14 protein-coding genes are annotated in these 15,858 nt (G+C 68.7%); 11 read left to right on the forward strand and 3 right to left on the reverse strand.

Annotation, left to right across the window (positions count from 1 at the left end; all coding sequences use genetic code 11):
* Positions 1–78: 78 nt before the first annotated feature.
* The 4 genes from ACQUQ0_RS08315 to ACQUQ0_RS08330 all read left to right on the forward strand — a co-directional run bounded on the left by ACQUQ0_RS08315 (position 79) and on the right by ACQUQ0_RS08330 (position 4,737).
* Entirely contained in the window at positions 79–2,373 is a 2,295-nt protein-coding gene (locus tag ACQUQ0_RS08315) for a PAS domain S-box protein (protein ID WP_435184495.1), read from the forward strand.
* Between the two features lie 73 nt (positions 2,374–2,446).
* Positions 2,447–2,773, forward strand: coding sequence for a cupin domain-containing protein (locus ACQUQ0_RS08320; RefSeq protein ID WP_372389761.1), 327 nt, complete (start codon positions 2,447–2,449; stop codon positions 2,771–2,773).
* A gap of 81 nt (positions 2,774–2,854) precedes the next feature.
* Positions 2,855–3,829, forward strand: a complete 975-nt coding sequence (locus ACQUQ0_RS08325) for a beta-ribofuranosylaminobenzene 5'-phosphate synthase family protein (RefSeq protein WP_435184496.1) — start codon at positions 2,855–2,857, stop codon at positions 3,827–3,829.
* 71 nt (positions 3,830–3,900) lie between these two features.
* Complete coding sequence (locus ACQUQ0_RS08330) at positions 3,901–4,737, forward strand: RAD55 family ATPase (protein WP_435184497.1); 837 nt, start codon at positions 3,901–3,903, stop codon at positions 4,735–4,737.
* A gap of 20 nt (positions 4,738–4,757) precedes the next feature.
* Here the strand turns inward: ACQUQ0_RS08330 and ACQUQ0_RS08335 are convergent, their stop codons facing one another.
* Positions 4,758–6,419, reverse strand: coding sequence for a sensor histidine kinase (locus ACQUQ0_RS08335; RefSeq protein WP_435184498.1), 1,662 nt, complete (start codon positions 6,417–6,419; stop codon positions 4,758–4,760).
* Positions 6,420–6,989: 570 nt separating this feature from the next.
* On the opposite strand from ACQUQ0_RS08335, the gene ACQUQ0_RS08340 reads away from it, so the two are divergent.
* The 7 genes from ACQUQ0_RS08340 to purF all read left to right on the forward strand — a co-directional run bounded on the left by ACQUQ0_RS08340 (position 6,990) and on the right by purF (position 14,788).
* Positions 6,990–7,196, forward strand: a complete 207-nt coding sequence (locus ACQUQ0_RS08340) for a hypothetical protein (protein WP_435184499.1) — start codon at positions 6,990–6,992, stop codon at positions 7,194–7,196.
* Positions 7,197–7,271: 75 nt separating this feature from the next.
* On the forward strand, positions 7,272–8,498 hold the full coding sequence (locus ACQUQ0_RS08345; protein ID WP_435184500.1) for an HD domain-containing protein: 1,227 nt from the start codon (positions 7,272–7,274) through the stop codon (positions 8,496–8,498).
* A gap of 58 nt (positions 8,499–8,556) precedes the next feature.
* The gene (locus ACQUQ0_RS08350) at positions 8,557–9,570 is read left to right on the forward strand and encodes an amidohydrolase family protein (RefSeq protein WP_435184501.1); all 1,014 of its coding nucleotides are present in this window, start codon (positions 8,557–8,559) and stop codon (positions 9,568–9,570) included.
* An 86-nt stretch (positions 9,571–9,656) separates the two neighbouring features.
* Entirely contained in the window at positions 9,657–10,376 is a 720-nt protein-coding gene (locus tag ACQUQ0_RS08355; protein ID WP_435184605.1) for an alpha/beta fold hydrolase, read from the forward strand.
* Positions 10,377–10,588: 212 nt separating this feature from the next.
* Positions 10,589–12,505 carry a molecular chaperone DnaK gene (gene dnaK / locus ACQUQ0_RS08360; RefSeq protein WP_435184502.1) on the forward strand — a complete coding sequence of 639 codons (1,917 nt, stop codon included), beginning with the start codon at positions 10,589–10,591 and terminating at the stop codon, positions 12,503–12,505.
* 159 nt (positions 12,506–12,664) lie between these two features.
* Positions 12,665–13,084, forward strand: a complete 420-nt coding sequence (locus ACQUQ0_RS08365) for a hypothetical protein (protein ID WP_435184503.1) — start codon at positions 12,665–12,667, stop codon at positions 13,082–13,084.
* 120 nt (positions 13,085–13,204) lie between these two features.
* Complete coding sequence (purF, locus tag ACQUQ0_RS08370) at positions 13,205–14,788, forward strand: amidophosphoribosyltransferase (protein ID WP_435184504.1); 1,584 nt, start codon at positions 13,205–13,207, stop codon at positions 14,786–14,788.
* Between the two features lie 36 nt (positions 14,789–14,824).
* Here the strand turns inward: purF and ACQUQ0_RS08375 are convergent, their stop codons facing one another.
* A complete protein-coding gene (locus ACQUQ0_RS08375; protein ID WP_372389772.1) occupies positions 14,825–15,226 on the reverse strand; it encodes a MoaD/ThiS family protein in 402 nt (133 codons plus the stop codon).
* A gap of 56 nt (positions 15,227–15,282) precedes the next feature.
* Positions 15,283–15,843, reverse strand: a complete 561-nt coding sequence (locus ACQUQ0_RS08380; protein WP_435184505.1) for a DUF420 domain-containing protein — start codon at positions 15,841–15,843, stop codon at positions 15,283–15,285.
* Positions 15,844–15,858 lie beyond the last annotated feature (15 nt).

A 15,858-nucleotide genomic window follows, 5' to 3' on the forward strand; every position in this document is an offset into this window, starting at 1 on the left:
ATTCGACTCGGGGGCGGCGGGCTCCGAGGGCCCTCACCCGGGAAACCTATTTGACCGAGGTGTCTGTACGGAAAGGTGATGACCGAGAGCGGGGACCCGGTGCGTCCGATTTCAGACAGACACAGCGAAATCCGGGTCCTTCACGTGGACGACGATCCCGACTTCGTCGACCTCACCGCGTCGTTTCTGACTCGTCTCAACGACTCCTTTTCGGTCTACACCTCGACGAACCCCGAGACCGTCCTCGAACGCGTCCGCGGCGAGCGCCTCGACTGCGTCGTCAGCGACTACCAGATGCCACAGATGAACGGCCTGGAGCTGCTCGAACGCGTCCGCGACCTCGACGAGGACGTCCCGTTCATCCTCTTTACGGGCAAGGGCTCCGAGGAGATCGCGAGCAAGGCCATCTCCGCGGGCGTGACAGACTACCTCCAGAAGGAGGTCGGGACCGAGCAGTACACCGTCCTCGCGAACCGGATCGAAAACGCCGTCGAGCAGAACCGCTCCCTGGAGGCGCTGGCCGAGAGCCAACGGCGGCTCTCGCGGTTCATCGACCAGTCGCCGCTCGGCACGATCGAGTTCGACGAGAACTTAAGGATCGTCCGCGTGAACGAGGCCGCCGGGGAGATCACGGGCTACGAGCCCGAAGAGCTCGTCGGCGGGACCTGGCTGCCGATCGTCCCCGAGGCGGAGCGGCGGCACGTCGCCGAGGTCGAGCGGCAGCTCCTGTCGGACCGCGGCGGCTACCAGAGCGTCAACGAGATCGTCCGGAAGGACGGCGAGCGCCGGCTGTGTTCGTGGCACAACCGCGTCGTCACCGACGAGGACGGCGACGTGATCACGATCTTCTCGCAGTTCGAGGACATCACCGAGAAGCGCCGCCAGCGGCGGGAGCTCGAACGGACGAACGCGATCCGCTCGACGCTCTTCGAGACGCTGCCGGTCGGCGTGCTCGCCGAGGACGCCGACCGGAACGTCCTCCAGATCAACGACCGGCTGTTCGAGCTCTTCGAGCTCTCCCAGTCGCCCGAGGACGTCGTCGGCGACGACTGCGAGCGGTTCGCGGAACGGATCAGCGGCCGGTTCGCGGAGCCGGAGCGGTTCGTCGACCGGATCAACGAGATCATCGCGGAACGCGAGCCGGTCTGGAACGAGGAGGTCGTCTTCGCGGACGGCCGCGCGCTCGAACGGAGCTACCGGCCGATCGAACTGCCCGAGGGGCGGGGTCACCTGTGGGTCTACCACGACGTCTCCGAGCGGCGCGAGCGCGAGCGGCGGCTGGAGGCGGTGAACGAGACGGCCCGTGAGCTGATGCGCGCCGAGACAAACGAGCGGGTGGCCCAGATCGGCGTCGACGCCGCGCGGTCGATCCTCGATCTGGACCTGAACGCGATCCACCTCTACGACCCCGACGAGGGGCTCGATCCGGTCGCCTTCACCGAGGGGATCCACGACGTGATCGGGGAGCCGCCCACCTTCTCGCTCGACGACAGCATCGCGGGGCGAGTGTTTCAGGAGGGGGAACCGAGCGTCGTCACCGACGTCCACGAGGACCCCGACCGCCACAGCGACGACACCCCGATCAGGAGCGAGGTGTTCTTCCCGCTCGAAGACTACGGGATCCTCCTTGCGGGCTCTAAGGAGCCCGACGCCTTCGACGAGAGCGAACTCGTCCTCGGGGAGATCCTCAGCGTCAACATCGTCCGCGCGCTCGAACAGGTCGAGCGCAACGAGCGCCTCCGCGAGCGCGAGCGCGAACTGACCCGGCAGAACGCCCGGCTCGAACAGTTCGCCTCGGTGGTCTCTCACGACCTGCGCAATCCGCTGAACGTCGCGGAGGGCCGGCTCGAACTCGCGATGGAAGAGTGCGACAGCGAACAGCTGGAATCCGTCCGGAACGCCCACGAGCGGATGAAGTCGCTCGTCGACGACCTCCTGACGCTCGCCCGCAAGCGCGACACCGAGGTCGATCGGGAGCCGATCCGGCTCGACCAGTTCGTCCGGACCTGCTGGGCGAACGTCGACACCGGCGAGGCTGCGCTCGAAGTCGAGACCGAGAGGGAGCTCACCGCCGACGAGAGCCAGCTCAGACAGCTGTTCGAGAATCTGTTCCGGAACGCCGTCGAACACGGCGGCGCCGACGTCACCGTCACGGTGGGATCGGTCGACGGCGGCTTCTACGTCGAGGACGACGGCCCCGGAATCCCCGAGGAGGACCGCGACGAGATCTTCGAGTACGGCTTCTCGACGGCGCAGAACGGCACGGGCTTCGGCCTCGCGATCGTCCAGCAGTGCGTCGAGGCCCACGGCTGGGAGATCCGGCCCGCCGAGGGGGAGGCCGGCGGCGCCAGGTTCGAGATCTACACCGACTGAGTCGGCGGGCGAGCCCGTGGCGCCGGCGCCGCGACCGACAGCATATATACGACGCCGACGCACGTCCCCAACGATGACGCTCGATCTGTACCCCGAGGCGCGCGAGGCACTGGACCCCGACGACGGCGAGGTAGACACGACGGAGCTTGTCGTCACCGACGACGTCCTGGTGAAGGGGTTCGCGCTGGGCCCCGGCGCGGAGCTCGAACCGCACGAACACGCCGACAGCACCAACGTCTTCCACGTCCTCGAAGGCTCGGTCGTGGTCGTCCGCGACGGGGCCGAAGAGACCGTCGAGGCGCCGGGAGTCGTCCGACACGACCGCGGGGCCGTCCACGGCGCGCGCAACGAGTCCGACGACGTCGCCGTCTTCACCGCGAGCCTCTGCCCGCTACCCTGACGGGGGTGACGTGGCTTCCGACACCGGGTCGGATTGCCCCCGTCGCAATCACCAACGGCGTGTCGCCCCTCCGTTGCGGTGATGAGCCGTGTTCGCGTCGCGACCGGCGCCCGCCTCCACTTCGGTTTCGGCAATCTGAGTCTCGACCACGAGCGACTGTACGGCGGCCTGGGAGTCGGTCTGGACGCGCCGCGGACGGTGGTGACCGCCGAGCCTGCAGACGACGTCGCGTGCGCGCACGGCCTCGGCCGCGAGTACGCCAAGCGCGCGGTCGAACTGCTCGGCGTTTCGGGCGCGTCGGTGGCCGTCGAGTCGACGCTGCCGCGACACGTCGGACTCGGCAGCGGGACGCAGTTGGCGCTCGCGACCCTCGCGGCCGTCGCCCGCGCCCACGGTCGCGATCCGCGGGCGAGGTCGCGGGCGCCGGAACTGGGACGCGCCGGTCGCTCCGGCGTCGGCGTCGCGACGTTCGAGCGCGGCGGCGTCGTCGTCGACGGCGGCCACCCGAGCGAGGCGTTCACGCCCGAGCGCCCGGCCGACGGGACGTGGGAGACGCCGCCGGTCGTGACCCGTCGGGACGTGCCCGAGGGGTGGCGGTTCCTGCTCGTCGTCCCCGAGGCCGACGTCGGACGGAACGGCGAGTGCGAAGACGAGAGTATGCGCTGTGTGATCACTGACGCCGACCCGGGCGTCGCCGACCGGATCGCGGGCGTCGTCCTGCGGCGGCTGCTGCCGGCGCTCGCCGACGGGTCGGCCGCGCGGTTCGGCGCCGCCATCGAACGGATCGACCGACTCAACGGCCGCTGGTACGCCGACGAGCAGTCGGGGATCTACCGCGAGCCCGTCGGGACGCTCGTCGACCTCCTCTCCTCCGAGCCGTCCTGTTTCGGCGTCGGCCAGTCTTCGTGGGGCCCGTGCGTCTACGGCGTCACCGACGTCGACCACGCCGACGCGGCGCGGCGCGCGGGACAGGAAGCACTCCGGTCGGCCGACCTCGCCGGCGAGGTGCGCGTCGTCGCCGGACGGAACGAGGGCGCCGAGGTCGTCCGGACGTAGACTCGGGCGACCGCGCGGAGCCTCGGACGGCGCCCCGAAACCGTTAACGCCGCCGCCGGAAACGTGTGCGTATGGACTGCATCCCGTTCGGGGTCTCGCGCTTCGATCGGATCGTCGACGGCGGCGCGCCCCCGGGAACGGTCGTCCTGCTGGTCGGCGAACCCGGAGCCGGGGCCCGGGAGTTTATGTACACCAGCGCGACGATGAACGCGCTCGCCCACGGCGACGAGGAGCTCTTCGAGCTCCACTACGGCGACCTCCACGAGGCGGCGTCGCCGCCGCCGGAGGTCCACTACCTCTCTTTCACCGCCGACGAGTCGAACGTCCGCCGCGAGATGTCCTACGTCCTCGACGACGAGCTCGTCGAGGCCGCGGCCGACCGGATCACGGTCCGGGACTTCTCGCCGGAGTTCTTCCAGCTGAGTCCGGTCCCGCGGGAGTGGTACCTCGGCGAGACGACGACCCTGCGCGACCTCGGGGGTCGCGAGGAGCGCGCGGACGTCCTCACGGCGCTCGGGCAGTACCTCAACGCGAACGCCGCGGAGAACCTCGTCGTCATCGACTCCATCACCGACCTCGTCTCGGCGATCTCCGACGAGATGGCCTGGAACGACATCGCGATGCTCATCCGCGGGCTGGGGAAGGCCGCCCACCGGTGGAACGGGCTCATCCTGGCGTACGCCAGCAGGGAGACGCTCGAACCGACCGAACTCGGACACCTGATCGACGCCGCCGACGGGACGCTCCAGTTCGAGTGGGAGTCTGGCGGCTCCAAGCGCGCGCGGACGATGGTCGTCCAGGAGTTCCGCGGGGTGCTCTCACAGATCGAACGCGAGAACATCGTCCGCTTCGAGACCGAGATCCACGAGGGCGGCTTCGACGTCAGCGACGTGCGGAAGATTCGCTGACGATATCTCTTCGAGAACCGTCAGGACGCCGATACGACCTCCGACTCGATCTCGCTCGCCCCGACGATCTCGAATCTGGCGCCGCCGTCCGTGCCGTCGACCGCTCGGATCTCCCAGCTGTGGGCCTCGACGATCTCCGAGGCGATCGCGAGGCCGAAGCCCGTGCCGTCCGAGGCGGTCGTATAGCCCGCCTCGAAGACCTCCTCGCGGGCGTCTGCGGGGATACCGGGGCCGTCGTCTTCCACGTAGAAGCCGTCGTCCAGGCAGCCCACCGTGACGGTGACGTCGGCGCCGCCGTGCTCGATGGCGTTCCGGAACAGATTCTCGAACAGCTGCTGGAGCCGCTCGGGATCGGCCTCGATCTCGCACTCGACGTCTTCGGTGACGACGATGTCGGCCCCGTCGGCGTCGATCATCGACCAGGACCGCTCGGCGAGCCGCGATATCTCGACCCGCTCGGTCTCGTCGATCGAGGCGCCCTCGCGGGCGAGAGTCAGGATCTCCTCGATCAGCTGCTCCATCCGCTCGTGGGCGCGCACGACCGCGTCGAGGTGGTCGACGTCGCCGGAGTCGATCGCGAGCTCGGTCCGGCCCTTCGCGACCTGGAGGGGATTGCGGAGGTCGTGGCTGACGAGGCTGGCGAACTGTTCGAGCTTCTCGTTTTTCGCTTCGAGCTCCCGCCGGTACTGCTCGCGGTCGGTCACGTCCGTCAGGACGATCGATTGGCCCGTCTGGGCGCCCCCGGTGGTGAAGGGGTTCGACGAGACGTTGAAGTAGCGCGTCTCGCCGTCGATCTCGGCCTCGAACATCGGTTCCTCGTCGTCGAGCGCCGCCGACAGCCCCGGTGCGACCTCGCCGAGCGGCTCGTCGATCCCCTCCGAGAGCGCGGGAAAGAGGTCTACCGCACGCGCGCTGTAGTCGCGGATCTCCCCGTCCTCGTCGAGGACGATGATCGGATCGGCGGCCTCGCCCGCCACCCGGACGTACTGGAAGCGGTCGAAGTAGACCGAGAACACCCCGACCGCGAACGCGGCCACCCCGATCGAGGAGTAGGTGATGTCGAGCGCCCACGGGAATATCGCGCCGGCGACGTCGAAGACCACCGGGATGCCGGTCAGCGCCAACAGGACGAAGAGCGGTCTGGTGTCGGTGTTGACGCGGACGAACAGCTCGAAGAGCGTGAAGAAGCCGACGGCGGTGAGCGCGTAGGCGACACCCATCACGAGCCAGTGGAGCGGGCGGTGTCTGACCTGGAGGTACGCAAAGGGCGTCTCGACGACCTCCGCGACGAAGTACCAGTGGTGGACCGGATTCGTCACTTTCACCGCCACGATGAGGAGAAACACCGCGACGAACGCCTTCCGGACCGTGGTGCTGCGGTGGAGCGATCGCCCGGTGTAGGCCGAACAGAAGTACAGCCACGGACCGACAGACGCGAGGCCGACGACGAGGCCGACCTCGTAGAAGACGTACTGGAGCGTCGGTGTCGGCATCGTCAGATATCCGACGTGGGCGGCCGCCCAGCCGCCGCTCGTGACGAGGAGCCAGAAGAGCCCTCGGCGAGTCTCTTCGTGTTCGATCCGGCGGCATCTGGGGACCATCCAGAGGCAGGCGACGGCGGCGGCGGCGAACGCGAGAACGTAGAGTCCGTAGAGCGCGCCGCCCGATAGTGAAAGCGGCATTACTTGATATACGGACATTGGTATGAGTCGGTAATAAGCCACCGACCCGGAGCAAAACGTGATGACTGGAGTGGGGTGTCGATCGGCGGTTTGGGTGCATTCCCCGTGGGTGCCTCTGGCTCGGGCGGCGGGTGGAGACGGGACCGGCCGCCAGCGGTGAGTGCCGCGAGCGGGTGGTCAGCCCGGCACGCGGCGGTTCGAGGCCGGCCGGAGCAGGACCGGCCCGATAGCCCGCACCCGGCACGCTGTCAGCGCGGCGGGATGCCGCGAGTGCGGCCCCCCTGTGCCGGGGTGCGGGCGTCGCCGACCCGTCCATCCATCGGGTCGGCGTACCGCGACGCCGCCGAAGCGACGTCGCGGTTACCCCTTGGACGGGGAAGTACTTCAACAGAGGAGACCGTCAATTCGGATTTGATCCGCGGCGAAATTCAAATCCGGCTAAATTCGGCTAAAACGTCGACGGATCGACGGACTTCGTAGGGTCGAAAATATGCGCTCGATAGTCGCCTCCCCTGACGCGCGTTCCGGCGGACCGACGGCTTTTCGGTCGGAGAAGCGGAGTCGTCGGGTATGTGGTCCCGAGACGCCCTCCTGTTCGCCATCCTCCTCGCGCTGTTGAGCCTCGCGTCCCGCCTGCCCGCGGGGGACAGTTCCCAGCCGCTCTTGGCCGCCGCGGGAATCCTCGGTGTCGTCGCGTTCGCCGGCCGGACGCTGCACGCGGTCGCCGAAGCGTTTCAGCCGCCGGAATCGGACGGCGGGAGCGACGCGCCTGACTGACGCTCGCCGGTCCGGCGGGTGCTCCGGGCTCCGGGTCGGGCGACGCTTTTTGTAGGATCCGGCGCTAGCCGACGTATGGCGACGATCAAAGACAGCGTCCACGACCACATCGAGGTCGAGGGCGTTGCCGAAGCCCTCCTCGACACCGAGCCGGTCCAGCGGCTCCGACACATCAAGCAACTGGGCACGGTGCAGTTGGTCTACCCCTCGGCGAACCACACGCGGTTCGAACACTCCCTGGGCGTGTACCACCTGGCCGACCGCGCGCTCGACCACCTCGGCATCGGCGGCGTCCAGGGCGAGCGCATCCGCGCGGCGGCGCTCCTCCACGACGTCGGCCACGGGCCGTACAGCCACAACGTCGAGGAGGTGACCCACCGACACACCGGGAAGTACCACGACGACGTCGGGGAACTCCTCGCGCAGGGCGAGGTCGGCGAGACCCTCCGCGACCACGACCTCGACCCCGAGCGCATCGCGGGGCTCGTCGCCGGCGAGGGCCAGTACGGGCAGTTGGTCTCCGGCGAACTCGACGTCGACCGGATGGACTACCTCGTCCGCGACGCCCACCACACGGGCGTCCCCTACGGCACGATCGACCACGAGCGGCTGATCCGCGAGCTCACCTTCGTCGACGGGGAGCTGGTGCTCGCGGAGGGGAACGTCCAGACCGCTGAGTCGCTCCTGCTCGCGCGGGCGCTGATGAACCCGACCGTCTATCAACACCACGTCGCTCGGATCTCGAAGGCGATGCTCCGCCGGGGCGCAGAGCGGCTGCTCGACCAGCCCGACATCTCGGCCCAGCAGCTCCGCCGGATGGACGACCACGACCTGCTCGCCGCGCTGCGGGCCACCCCCGAAACGAGCGAAGTGGCCCGCCGGCTCTTCACTCGCGACCTCTACAAGCGCGCGGTCTGGGCCGAGCTCGAAGCCGTCCCCGAGGACGTCGTCGACGCCGACGTCGAGACCCTCCGGGACCTCGAACGGGCCGTCGCCGAGCGGACGGGGCTCGCCCACGAGGAGGTCGTCCTCGACGTCCCCGAGCGCCCCTCGATGACGGAGTCGACCTCGCGGGTGATGGTGAGCGGCGAGATGCGGCAGCTGGGCAAGCAGTCGCCGCTGGTGTCGGCGCTCCGTACCGCCCAGAAACAGCAGTGGCGGCTCGGCGTCTACGTCCCCGAATCCGAGACCGACCGCGCGGGACGGGCCGCCGTCGAGGCGCTCGGGCTCGATCTCGACGGCGCGCTCGTCTCGGACGTCCGCCCCGGCGTGACGGCGACGCTGGACGAGTTCACCGACTGATCCCCCCGGGGCCGCCCTGCCGAGGGTTTCAAGCCGCTGGGTCGGCGACGATGAGCCGATGCTCATCGAGGGGACGATACTCGCGGGGCCGTCGTTCGAGCCGATCGAGGGCCGCGTCGTCGTCGAGGACGGAGAGATCCGGGCGGTCGAGGAGGCCGAGGTGCATTCGGAGAACATCGTGCTGCCGGCGTTCGTCAACGCCCACACGCACATCGGCGACTCGATCGCCAAGGAGGCCGGCGCGGGGCTCTCCCTGGACGAACTCGTCGCGCCGCCGGACGGGCTCAAACACCGGCTCCTCCGCGCCGCCAGCCGGGAGGAGACCGTCGGCGCGATGCGGCGCTCGCTCAAGCTGATGGGCGACACCGGCACGGCCGCCTGCGTGGAATTCCGCGAGGGGGGCGTCGAGGGCGTGGAGTACATCCGCGAGGCCGCCGCGGACCTCCCGATCGAGCCGGTCGTGCTGGGCCGGGAGACCGAAGCCGCGATGCGCGAGTCGGACGGCTTCGGCGCCTCGGGCGCGCGCGACGGCGACTTCGACAGCCTGCGGACCGCCACTCGCGAGGAGGGAAAGCTCTTCGGCATCCACGCCGGCGAGCGCGACCCCCACGACGTCAACCCCGCCTTGGACCTCGATCCCGACTTCCTCGTCCACATGGTCCACCCCGAACCCCTCCACTACGAGCGGCTGGCGGACAACGAGATCCCCGTCGTGGTGTGTCCCCGCTCCAATCTCGTGACCGGCGTGGGGGTGCCGCCGGTCCGCGAACTCGCCGAGCGGACCACCGTCGCGCTCGGCACCGACAACGTGATGCTGAACTCCCCGTCGATGTTCCGGGAGATGGAGTTCACCGCGAAGCTCGCGGACGTCTCCGCCAGGGAGGTCCTCCGGATGGCGACGCGGAACGGCGCCGAGATCGCGGGGCTCGACTGCGGGCTGATCGAGGCCGGGCGGCCGGCGAAACTGCTCGTCCTCGACGGCGACTCCGACAACCTCGCGGGGGCCCAGGACGTCGTCCGCGCCGTCGTCCGGCGGGCCGGCGCGGCGGACGTGAAGGACGTCATCTACTGAGCGAACGGGTCGGTTTTTTCCGCCCGCGACGCCGATGTGTGGACGTGATCAGATCGCCGCTCACCGCCGTGCGCGAGACGCCCCGCGTGCGGGTCACGCGACGGGGACGGCCGGGGGACGAGGACCTGCTCGTCGTCCTCGGGTGGGGGAACCGCCCGGAGCACGAGCACGTCGCGTGGCTGCTGACCCGACTCGTCGAGGCAGGCTACCGCGTCCACGCGGTCACCATCCCGACGAACGGGTGGGACTTCGAGGCGCAGTACCGCGCGCCGGTCGCGTCGTACACCGCCGACCGCGACTTCGAGGCGGTCCTGAGCCACAGCACGGGCGGACTCGTCGCCGAACACCTCGACGGCTACCGCAACGTCTTCCTGAGCCCGTGGTGGGGGATCGCGACCGACGGGTGGCTCGACCGGGTCGTGACCGACCTCTTCACGAAGATCCCGTCGGCGCGACGGCTCTACGACCCCGACTTCGGCCCCGACGCCATCGGTGATCTGAAGTCCGCAGCAGAGGCCGCCGCCGGGCCGCAGGGGATCTCGCCCGCGTTCCTCGCGACGATCCGCGAGGCGCAGTCGCGGCTCGGGCCGTTCGACGACGGGGACGTGGTGGTCTACACGCCGAGCGACCGGATCGTCGATCCCGACGCGATCGAGGCACGCGTGCCGCCGGTGAACCGCCGAAAGTACGACGGGGGCCACGAGTTCTTCGCGTCGTCGGGTCGCGAGGAGATCTTGGAGGACGTCCTCGCCGCGCTGGAGTCGGGGCCGGCGGCCTTCGAGGGATCCGACGGCACCGACGAGTGAGGACGTCGCCGTCGGCCGGCACGGTCGGCTCGGCCGTCGATCGCTGGCGCTCGTGAGGACCGGACGAAGGCTGAGCGGCGCTTCGATATAAATCCATCTACCTGCCAACGACTCACACGATCAAACCGCACGACAGCGACGACCCCATCGGTGGCGGTGTGAACCACCGTCTAGTAACCTTTAACCGATTTAGACCAGTAGTTGGCGGCAAGATGGCGAGCAACAAGATCCTCGGTATCGACCTCGGTACCACGAACAGCGCGTTCGCGGTGATGGAAGGGGGCGACCCGGAGATCATCGTGAACTCCGAGGGCGAGCGGACGACGCCCTCCGTCGTCGCCTTCGACGACGGGGAGCGTCTCGTCGGGAAACCGGCGAAGAACCAGGCGGTCAAGAACCCCGAGCAGACGGTGCAGTCGATCAAGCGCCATATGGGCGAAGAGGACTACACCGTCGAACTCGACGGCGAGGACTACACGCCCGAGCAGGTCTCGGCGATGATCCTCCAGAAGATCAAGCGCGACGCCGAGGAGTACCTCGGGGACGAGGTCGAGAAGGCGGTCATCACGGTCCCCGCGTACTTCAACGACCGCCAGCGCCAGGCCACGAAGGACGCCGGCGAGATCGCCGGCTTCGAGGTCGAGCGCATCGTCAACGAGCCGACCGCGGCGTCGATGGCCTACGGCCTCGACGACGAGTCCGACCAGACCGTCCTCGTCTACGACCTCGGTGGCGGCACCTTCGACGTCTCTATTCTCGATCTCGGCGGCGGCGTCTACGAGGTCGTCGCGACCAACGGCGACAACGACCTCGGCGGCGACGACTGGGACGAGGCCATCGTCGACTACCTCGCCGACGCGTTCGAAGACGAACACGGGATCGACCTCCGCGACGACCGGCAGGCGCTCCAGCGGCTCGAAGACGCCGCCGAGGAGGCGAAGATCGAACTCAGCAGCCGGAAGGAGACCACGATCAGCCTCCCGTTCATCGCGACAACGGACTCGGGCCCGCTCGACCTCGAAGAGAAGCTCACCCGCGCGAAGTTCGAGTCCCTCACCGCGGACCTGCTCGACCGGACGGTCGACCCGACAGAGCAGGCGCTCTCGGACGCCGGCTACGACAAGTCCGACATCGACGAGGTGATCCTCGTCGGCGGCTCCACGCGGATGCCGCAGGTCCAAGAGAAGGTCGAGGAGATGACCGGCAAGGAGCCGAAGAAGAACGTCAACCCCGACGAGGCCGTCGCGCTCGGCGCGGCGATCCAGGGCGGCGTCCTCGGCGGCGAGGTCGACGACATCGTCCTGCTGGACGTCACGCCGCTGTCGCTCGGGATCGAGGTGAAGGGCGGCCTCTTCGAGCGGCTCATCGAGAAGAACACCACGATCCCGACCGAGGAGTCGAAGATCTTCACGACCGCGGCCGACAATCAGACCTCGGTGAACGTCCGGGTCTTCCAGGGCGAGCGCGAGATCGCCGAGGAGAACGAGCTCCTGGGCGAGTTCCAGCTCACGGGCATCCCGCCGGCGCCGGCCGGCACCCCGCAGATCGAGGTCGCGTTCAACATCGACGAGAACGGCATCGTGAACGTCGAGGCCGAGGACAAGGGCTCCGGGAACGCCGAGTCGATCACCATCGAGGGCGGCGCGGGCCTCTCCGACGAGGAGATCGAGGAGATGCAGCAGGAGGCCGAAGAACACGCCGAGGAAGACGAGCGCCGCCGCGAGCGCATCGAGGCGCGCAACGAGGCCGAGAGCACGATCCAGCGCGCGGAGACCCTGCTCGAAGAGAACGAGGAGAACGTCGACGACGACCTCCGGGAGTCGATCGAGGCGAAGATCGAAGACGTCGAGGAGGTCCTCGAAGACGAGGACGCCACGAAGGAGGAACTCGAAGAGGTCACAGAGGCGCTGACCTCCGAACTCCAGGAGATCGGCAAGCAGATGTACGAGGCCCAGCAGGCTGCGGGCGGCGCGGGCGGCGCCGGTGCGGGTGCCGCGGGCGCAGGTCCCGGCGGCGCCGGTCCGGGCGGCGCGGGCCCCGGCGGAATGGGCGGCGCCGGCGCGTCCGGCGACGGCGACGAGTACGTCGACGCCGACTTCGAGGACGTCGACGACGAAGAAGAAGAGTAGCCGGAGCGCTCGTCTGCTCACGAGAATTATCTCGTAGACGTCGACACCGAGAACGAGGATCCGGCCACGCGGCCCTCTCCTAGCCGCGTTCTGTTTCGAAACCGCCGGACGAAACGGGGACGGATTTATGTAATTCATCTAGTATTTTTTGGCGGAGATATGTCAAAAGCACTCAAGGCATCCGGATTCCTCGGTCTGGCGACGATGATGGCGGTCGGCCTGCACCAGTTCGTGATTCTCTCGGGCGGCAACCCCGTTTCGCCGTGGATGATCGGTGGACACGCCCACCTGGGCGTGCTCTCCATCCTGGCGATCGTGATAGGCTTTGCCGTCCCCGCGCTCGGCGTCACCGGGCAGCTTCGGACGGCCGTGACGGTCCTCTACATCGCCGGGCAGTGGGGGATCCCCGGCATCGTCTGGCTCGGCGAGGGGTTCGGCCTCACCTTCCTGATGCCGACGGGCTTCCTGTGGGGGCTCGCGCTCATCGCCTCGATGCTCATCATATTCTACGTGACGATCACAGGCGACGGCGACGCGGGCGACCGCGGCCCGACGGCGACGGCGCCCGCGGACGACTGATCGGCCCCATCCCGCGGCAGGGGGCTCGATTTAGTCACGTTCGTGTATACTTTCGGCCGAGAAAAGGCAGAAGATGGCATATGGACGGGTTTTTAGCCCCCGGAATCCGTACGATCGGATATGTCAGACGGGCGGGACCCATCGAACCCCACACCCGGACGCGGACCGACGGACGCGGGATCGGCGCACACACGAGCGAGCGACCCGGCGGAGACCCGGGCTGACCTCTCGGGGCCGACCGAGAAGTGCGGGGTCGTCGGCGTCGCGCTCGAAGACCGGGCCGCGGCACGCCCGCTGTACTACTCCCTGTACGCCCTCCAGCACCGGGGCCAGGAGTCGGCGGGCATCGTCACTCACGACGGCTTCCAGCAGCACAGCCACGTCGAGATGGGCCTCGTCGGCGACGCCTTCGACGAGGCCGACATCGAGTCGCTGGCGGGCCAGACCGGCATCGGCCACGTCCGGTACCCGACTTCCGGCGGCGTCAACGCCTCCTGCGCCCAGCCCTTCTCCGTCTCGTTCAAGTCGGGTTCGCTCGGGCTCTCGCACAACGGCAACCTCGTCAACGCCGACGAGATCCGCGACGAACTCGCCGAACTGGGCCACGCGTTCACCTCCGACGGCGACACGGAAGTGATCGCCCACGACCTCGCGCGGAACCTCCTCGAGGCCGATCTGGTCCGCGCCGTCAAGCGGACGATGGACCGCATCCACGGCTCCTACGCGCTGACGATTATGCACGACGAGACCGTGCTCGCGGTCCGTGACCCGCAGGGGAACCGCCCGCTCTGTATCGGCAAACTCGACGACGGCTACGTCGTCGCCTCCGAGTCGGCCGCGATCGACACCCTCGACGGCGAGCTCGTCCGCGACGTCCGTCCCGGAGAGCTCGTCGTGCTCGAAGCCGACGGCTCCGGCTTCGACTCCTACCAACTGGTCGAACAGGAGAACACCGCCCACTGCTTCTTCGAACACGTCTACTTCGCCCGCCCGGACTCGATCATCGACGACACGCTCGTCTACGAGGCCCGCCGCGGCCTCGGTCGGAAGCTCTGGGACGAGTGCGGCGTCGAGACCGACGTGGTCCTACCAGTGCCGGACTCCGGGCGCGCTTTCGCCTCCGGCTACGCCGAGGCCGCAAACGAGACGACGCCCGACGGCGCCGCCCGCGGGGAGGACGAAGAGCCCGTCGAGTTCGCCGAGGGACTGATGAAGAACCGCTACGTCGGCCGGACGTTCATCATGCCGACCCAGGACGAGCGCGAGCGCGCCGTGCGGCTGAAGCTCAATCCGATAAAGAGCACGATCGAGGGCCGCTCTGTCACGATCATCGACGACAGCATCGTCCGCGGGACGACCTCGCGCCAGCTCGTCTCCCTGCTCCGCGACGCCGGCGCCGAGGAGGTCCACGTCCGGATCGGCGCGCCGCCGATCGTCTCGCCGTGCTATATGGGGATCGACATGGCCTCCCGCGAGGAGCTCATCGCCGCCGACCGCTCGATCGAGGAGATCTCCGAGGAGATCGGCGCCGACAGCCTGGGCTACCTCTCGGTCGACGCCATCGCCGAGGTGCTGGAGCAGTCGAAGCTCGATCTGTGTCTCGGGTGCGTCACCGGCGAGTACCCCTACGACATCGACGGCGAGGAGACCGACCGCGACGTGAGTCGCCCAGTGATCGGCGACCCCGCGCTGGCCGACGACTGAGCGGCGCCGACGGGGAATCCGGGCGCTAGCGACGTCTCAGACGCAGAAGAGGAACGGATTGACGAGCGCGACCCGGTCGCCGTCGTCCAGTTCGGTGTCAAAGCCGTCGAGCGTCTCGTTGAACCGCCCGTTCACCAGGATCCGCGCGTAGGCCCGCGTCTGTTCGCCGTCGGGGTTCTTCAGGAGGTCGCCGGGGACGTCGCCGGCGTCGATCGGCGCCCACCCGCGGGTGGCGGACTCGGCTTCCGTCTCGGCGATCACGAGGTCGCGGACGTCGTGTTCCTCGAAGAACGCCGCGGCGAACTCCCGTAGCGTGTCGCCCTCGAACGTGAAGGTGATACTCGGCGTCCCGAGGGCGTCGCGGACGTGGCCGGTCGCGCGCACCTCGACGGTCGTCTCGGGCCGCTGTCGGAGATCCGTGGTCGATGTCTGGGCCATACAGGCGGTAGCACCGCCGATCGGTTAGGCGGATCGGCGAACATCTTCGCCCGGCGTCAGTAGACCACGTACAGGAGCAGGTAGACCACGTCGCCGAGGAAGAACGAGATCAGCCACAGCGAGGCGGCGATTCGGCCCACGCGGCGATGGGCGGTGTCGTAGATGGCGCTGACGGGCCGCGTGACCGCGAGCAACAGCACGTAGTACACGAGCGGGATGCAGACGATCGCCAGGAGGATGTGGACCGCCAGGATCGGGAGGTAGACGAACTGGTACACCGTCTCCGGACCCGGAAATTCGGCCGGGCCCCGAAGCGCGATCCGGTAGAGATACAGGACGAGAAAGGCGACGAAGAGCCCGAGCGTCGAGAGCATCATCGCGCGGTGGCGGTCGACGTCGCCGGCGCGGATGAACCGGACCCCGAGGACGATCGTCACGATCGCGAGGGTGCTGAAGACGGCGTTGATGTGGGGGATCGCATCGAGGAATGCGGACGGCGCCGTCGGGAGAAGCCCCACCGGAACGGCTCCGAGAACGGTCCCGAAGACCGCCGCCAACGAGACGACCGTGAGCGCGGCCGTGAGTCCCGGCACGTGGTCTCGCGCGCGGAGTTCCATACCGAAGAATGCCGG

The organism is Halobellus sp. EA9, from assembly GCF_051195055.1.
Taxonomy (GTDB): domain Archaea; phylum Halobacteriota; class Halobacteria; order Halobacteriales; family Haloferacaceae; genus Haloquadratum; species Haloquadratum rubicundus.

Bases quoted from the DNA above. Each gene is read 5' to 3' on its own strand.
- purF (WP_435184504.1), top strand. From the start codon at position 13,205: ATGTCAGACGGGCGGGACCCATCGAACCCCACACCCGGACGCGGACCG.
- ACQUQ0_RS08345 (WP_435184500.1), top strand. From the start codon at position 7,272: ATGGCGACGATCAAAGACAGCGTCCACGACCACATCGAGGTCGAGGGC.
- ACQUQ0_RS08350 (WP_435184501.1), top strand. From the start codon at position 8,557: ATGCTCATCGAGGGGACGATACTCGCGGGGCCGTCGTTCGAGCCGATC.
- ACQUQ0_RS08325 (WP_435184496.1), top strand. From the start codon at position 2,855: ATGAGCCGTGTTCGCGTCGCGACCGGCGCCCGCCTCCACTTCGGTTTC.
- dnaK (WP_435184502.1), top strand. From the start codon at position 10,589: ATGGCGAGCAACAAGATCCTCGGTATCGACCTCGGTACCACGAACAGC.
- ACQUQ0_RS08315 (WP_435184495.1), top strand. From the start codon at position 79: ATGACCGAGAGCGGGGACCCGGTGCGTCCGATTTCAGACAGACACAGC.
- ACQUQ0_RS08340 (WP_435184499.1), top strand. From the start codon at position 6,990: ATGTGGTCCCGAGACGCCCTCCTGTTCGCCATCCTCCTCGCGCTGTTG.
- ACQUQ0_RS08380 (WP_435184505.1), bottom strand. From the start codon at position 15,843: ATGGAACTCCGCGCGCGAGACCACGTGCCGGGACTCACGGCCGCGCTC.
- ACQUQ0_RS08335 (WP_435184498.1), bottom strand. From the start codon at position 6,419: ATGCCGCTTTCACTATCGGGCGGCGCGCTCTACGGACTCTACGTTCTC.
- ACQUQ0_RS08365 (WP_435184503.1), top strand. From the start codon at position 12,665: ATGTCAAAAGCACTCAAGGCATCCGGATTCCTCGGTCTGGCGACGATG.
- ACQUQ0_RS08330 (WP_435184497.1), top strand. From the start codon at position 3,901: ATGGACTGCATCCCGTTCGGGGTCTCGCGCTTCGATCGGATCGTCGAC.
- ACQUQ0_RS08320 (WP_372389761.1), top strand. From the start codon at position 2,447: ATGACGCTCGATCTGTACCCCGAGGCGCGCGAGGCACTGGACCCCGAC.
- ACQUQ0_RS08375 (WP_372389772.1), bottom strand. From the start codon at position 15,226: ATGGCCCAGACATCGACCACGGATCTCCGACAGCGGCCCGAGACGACC.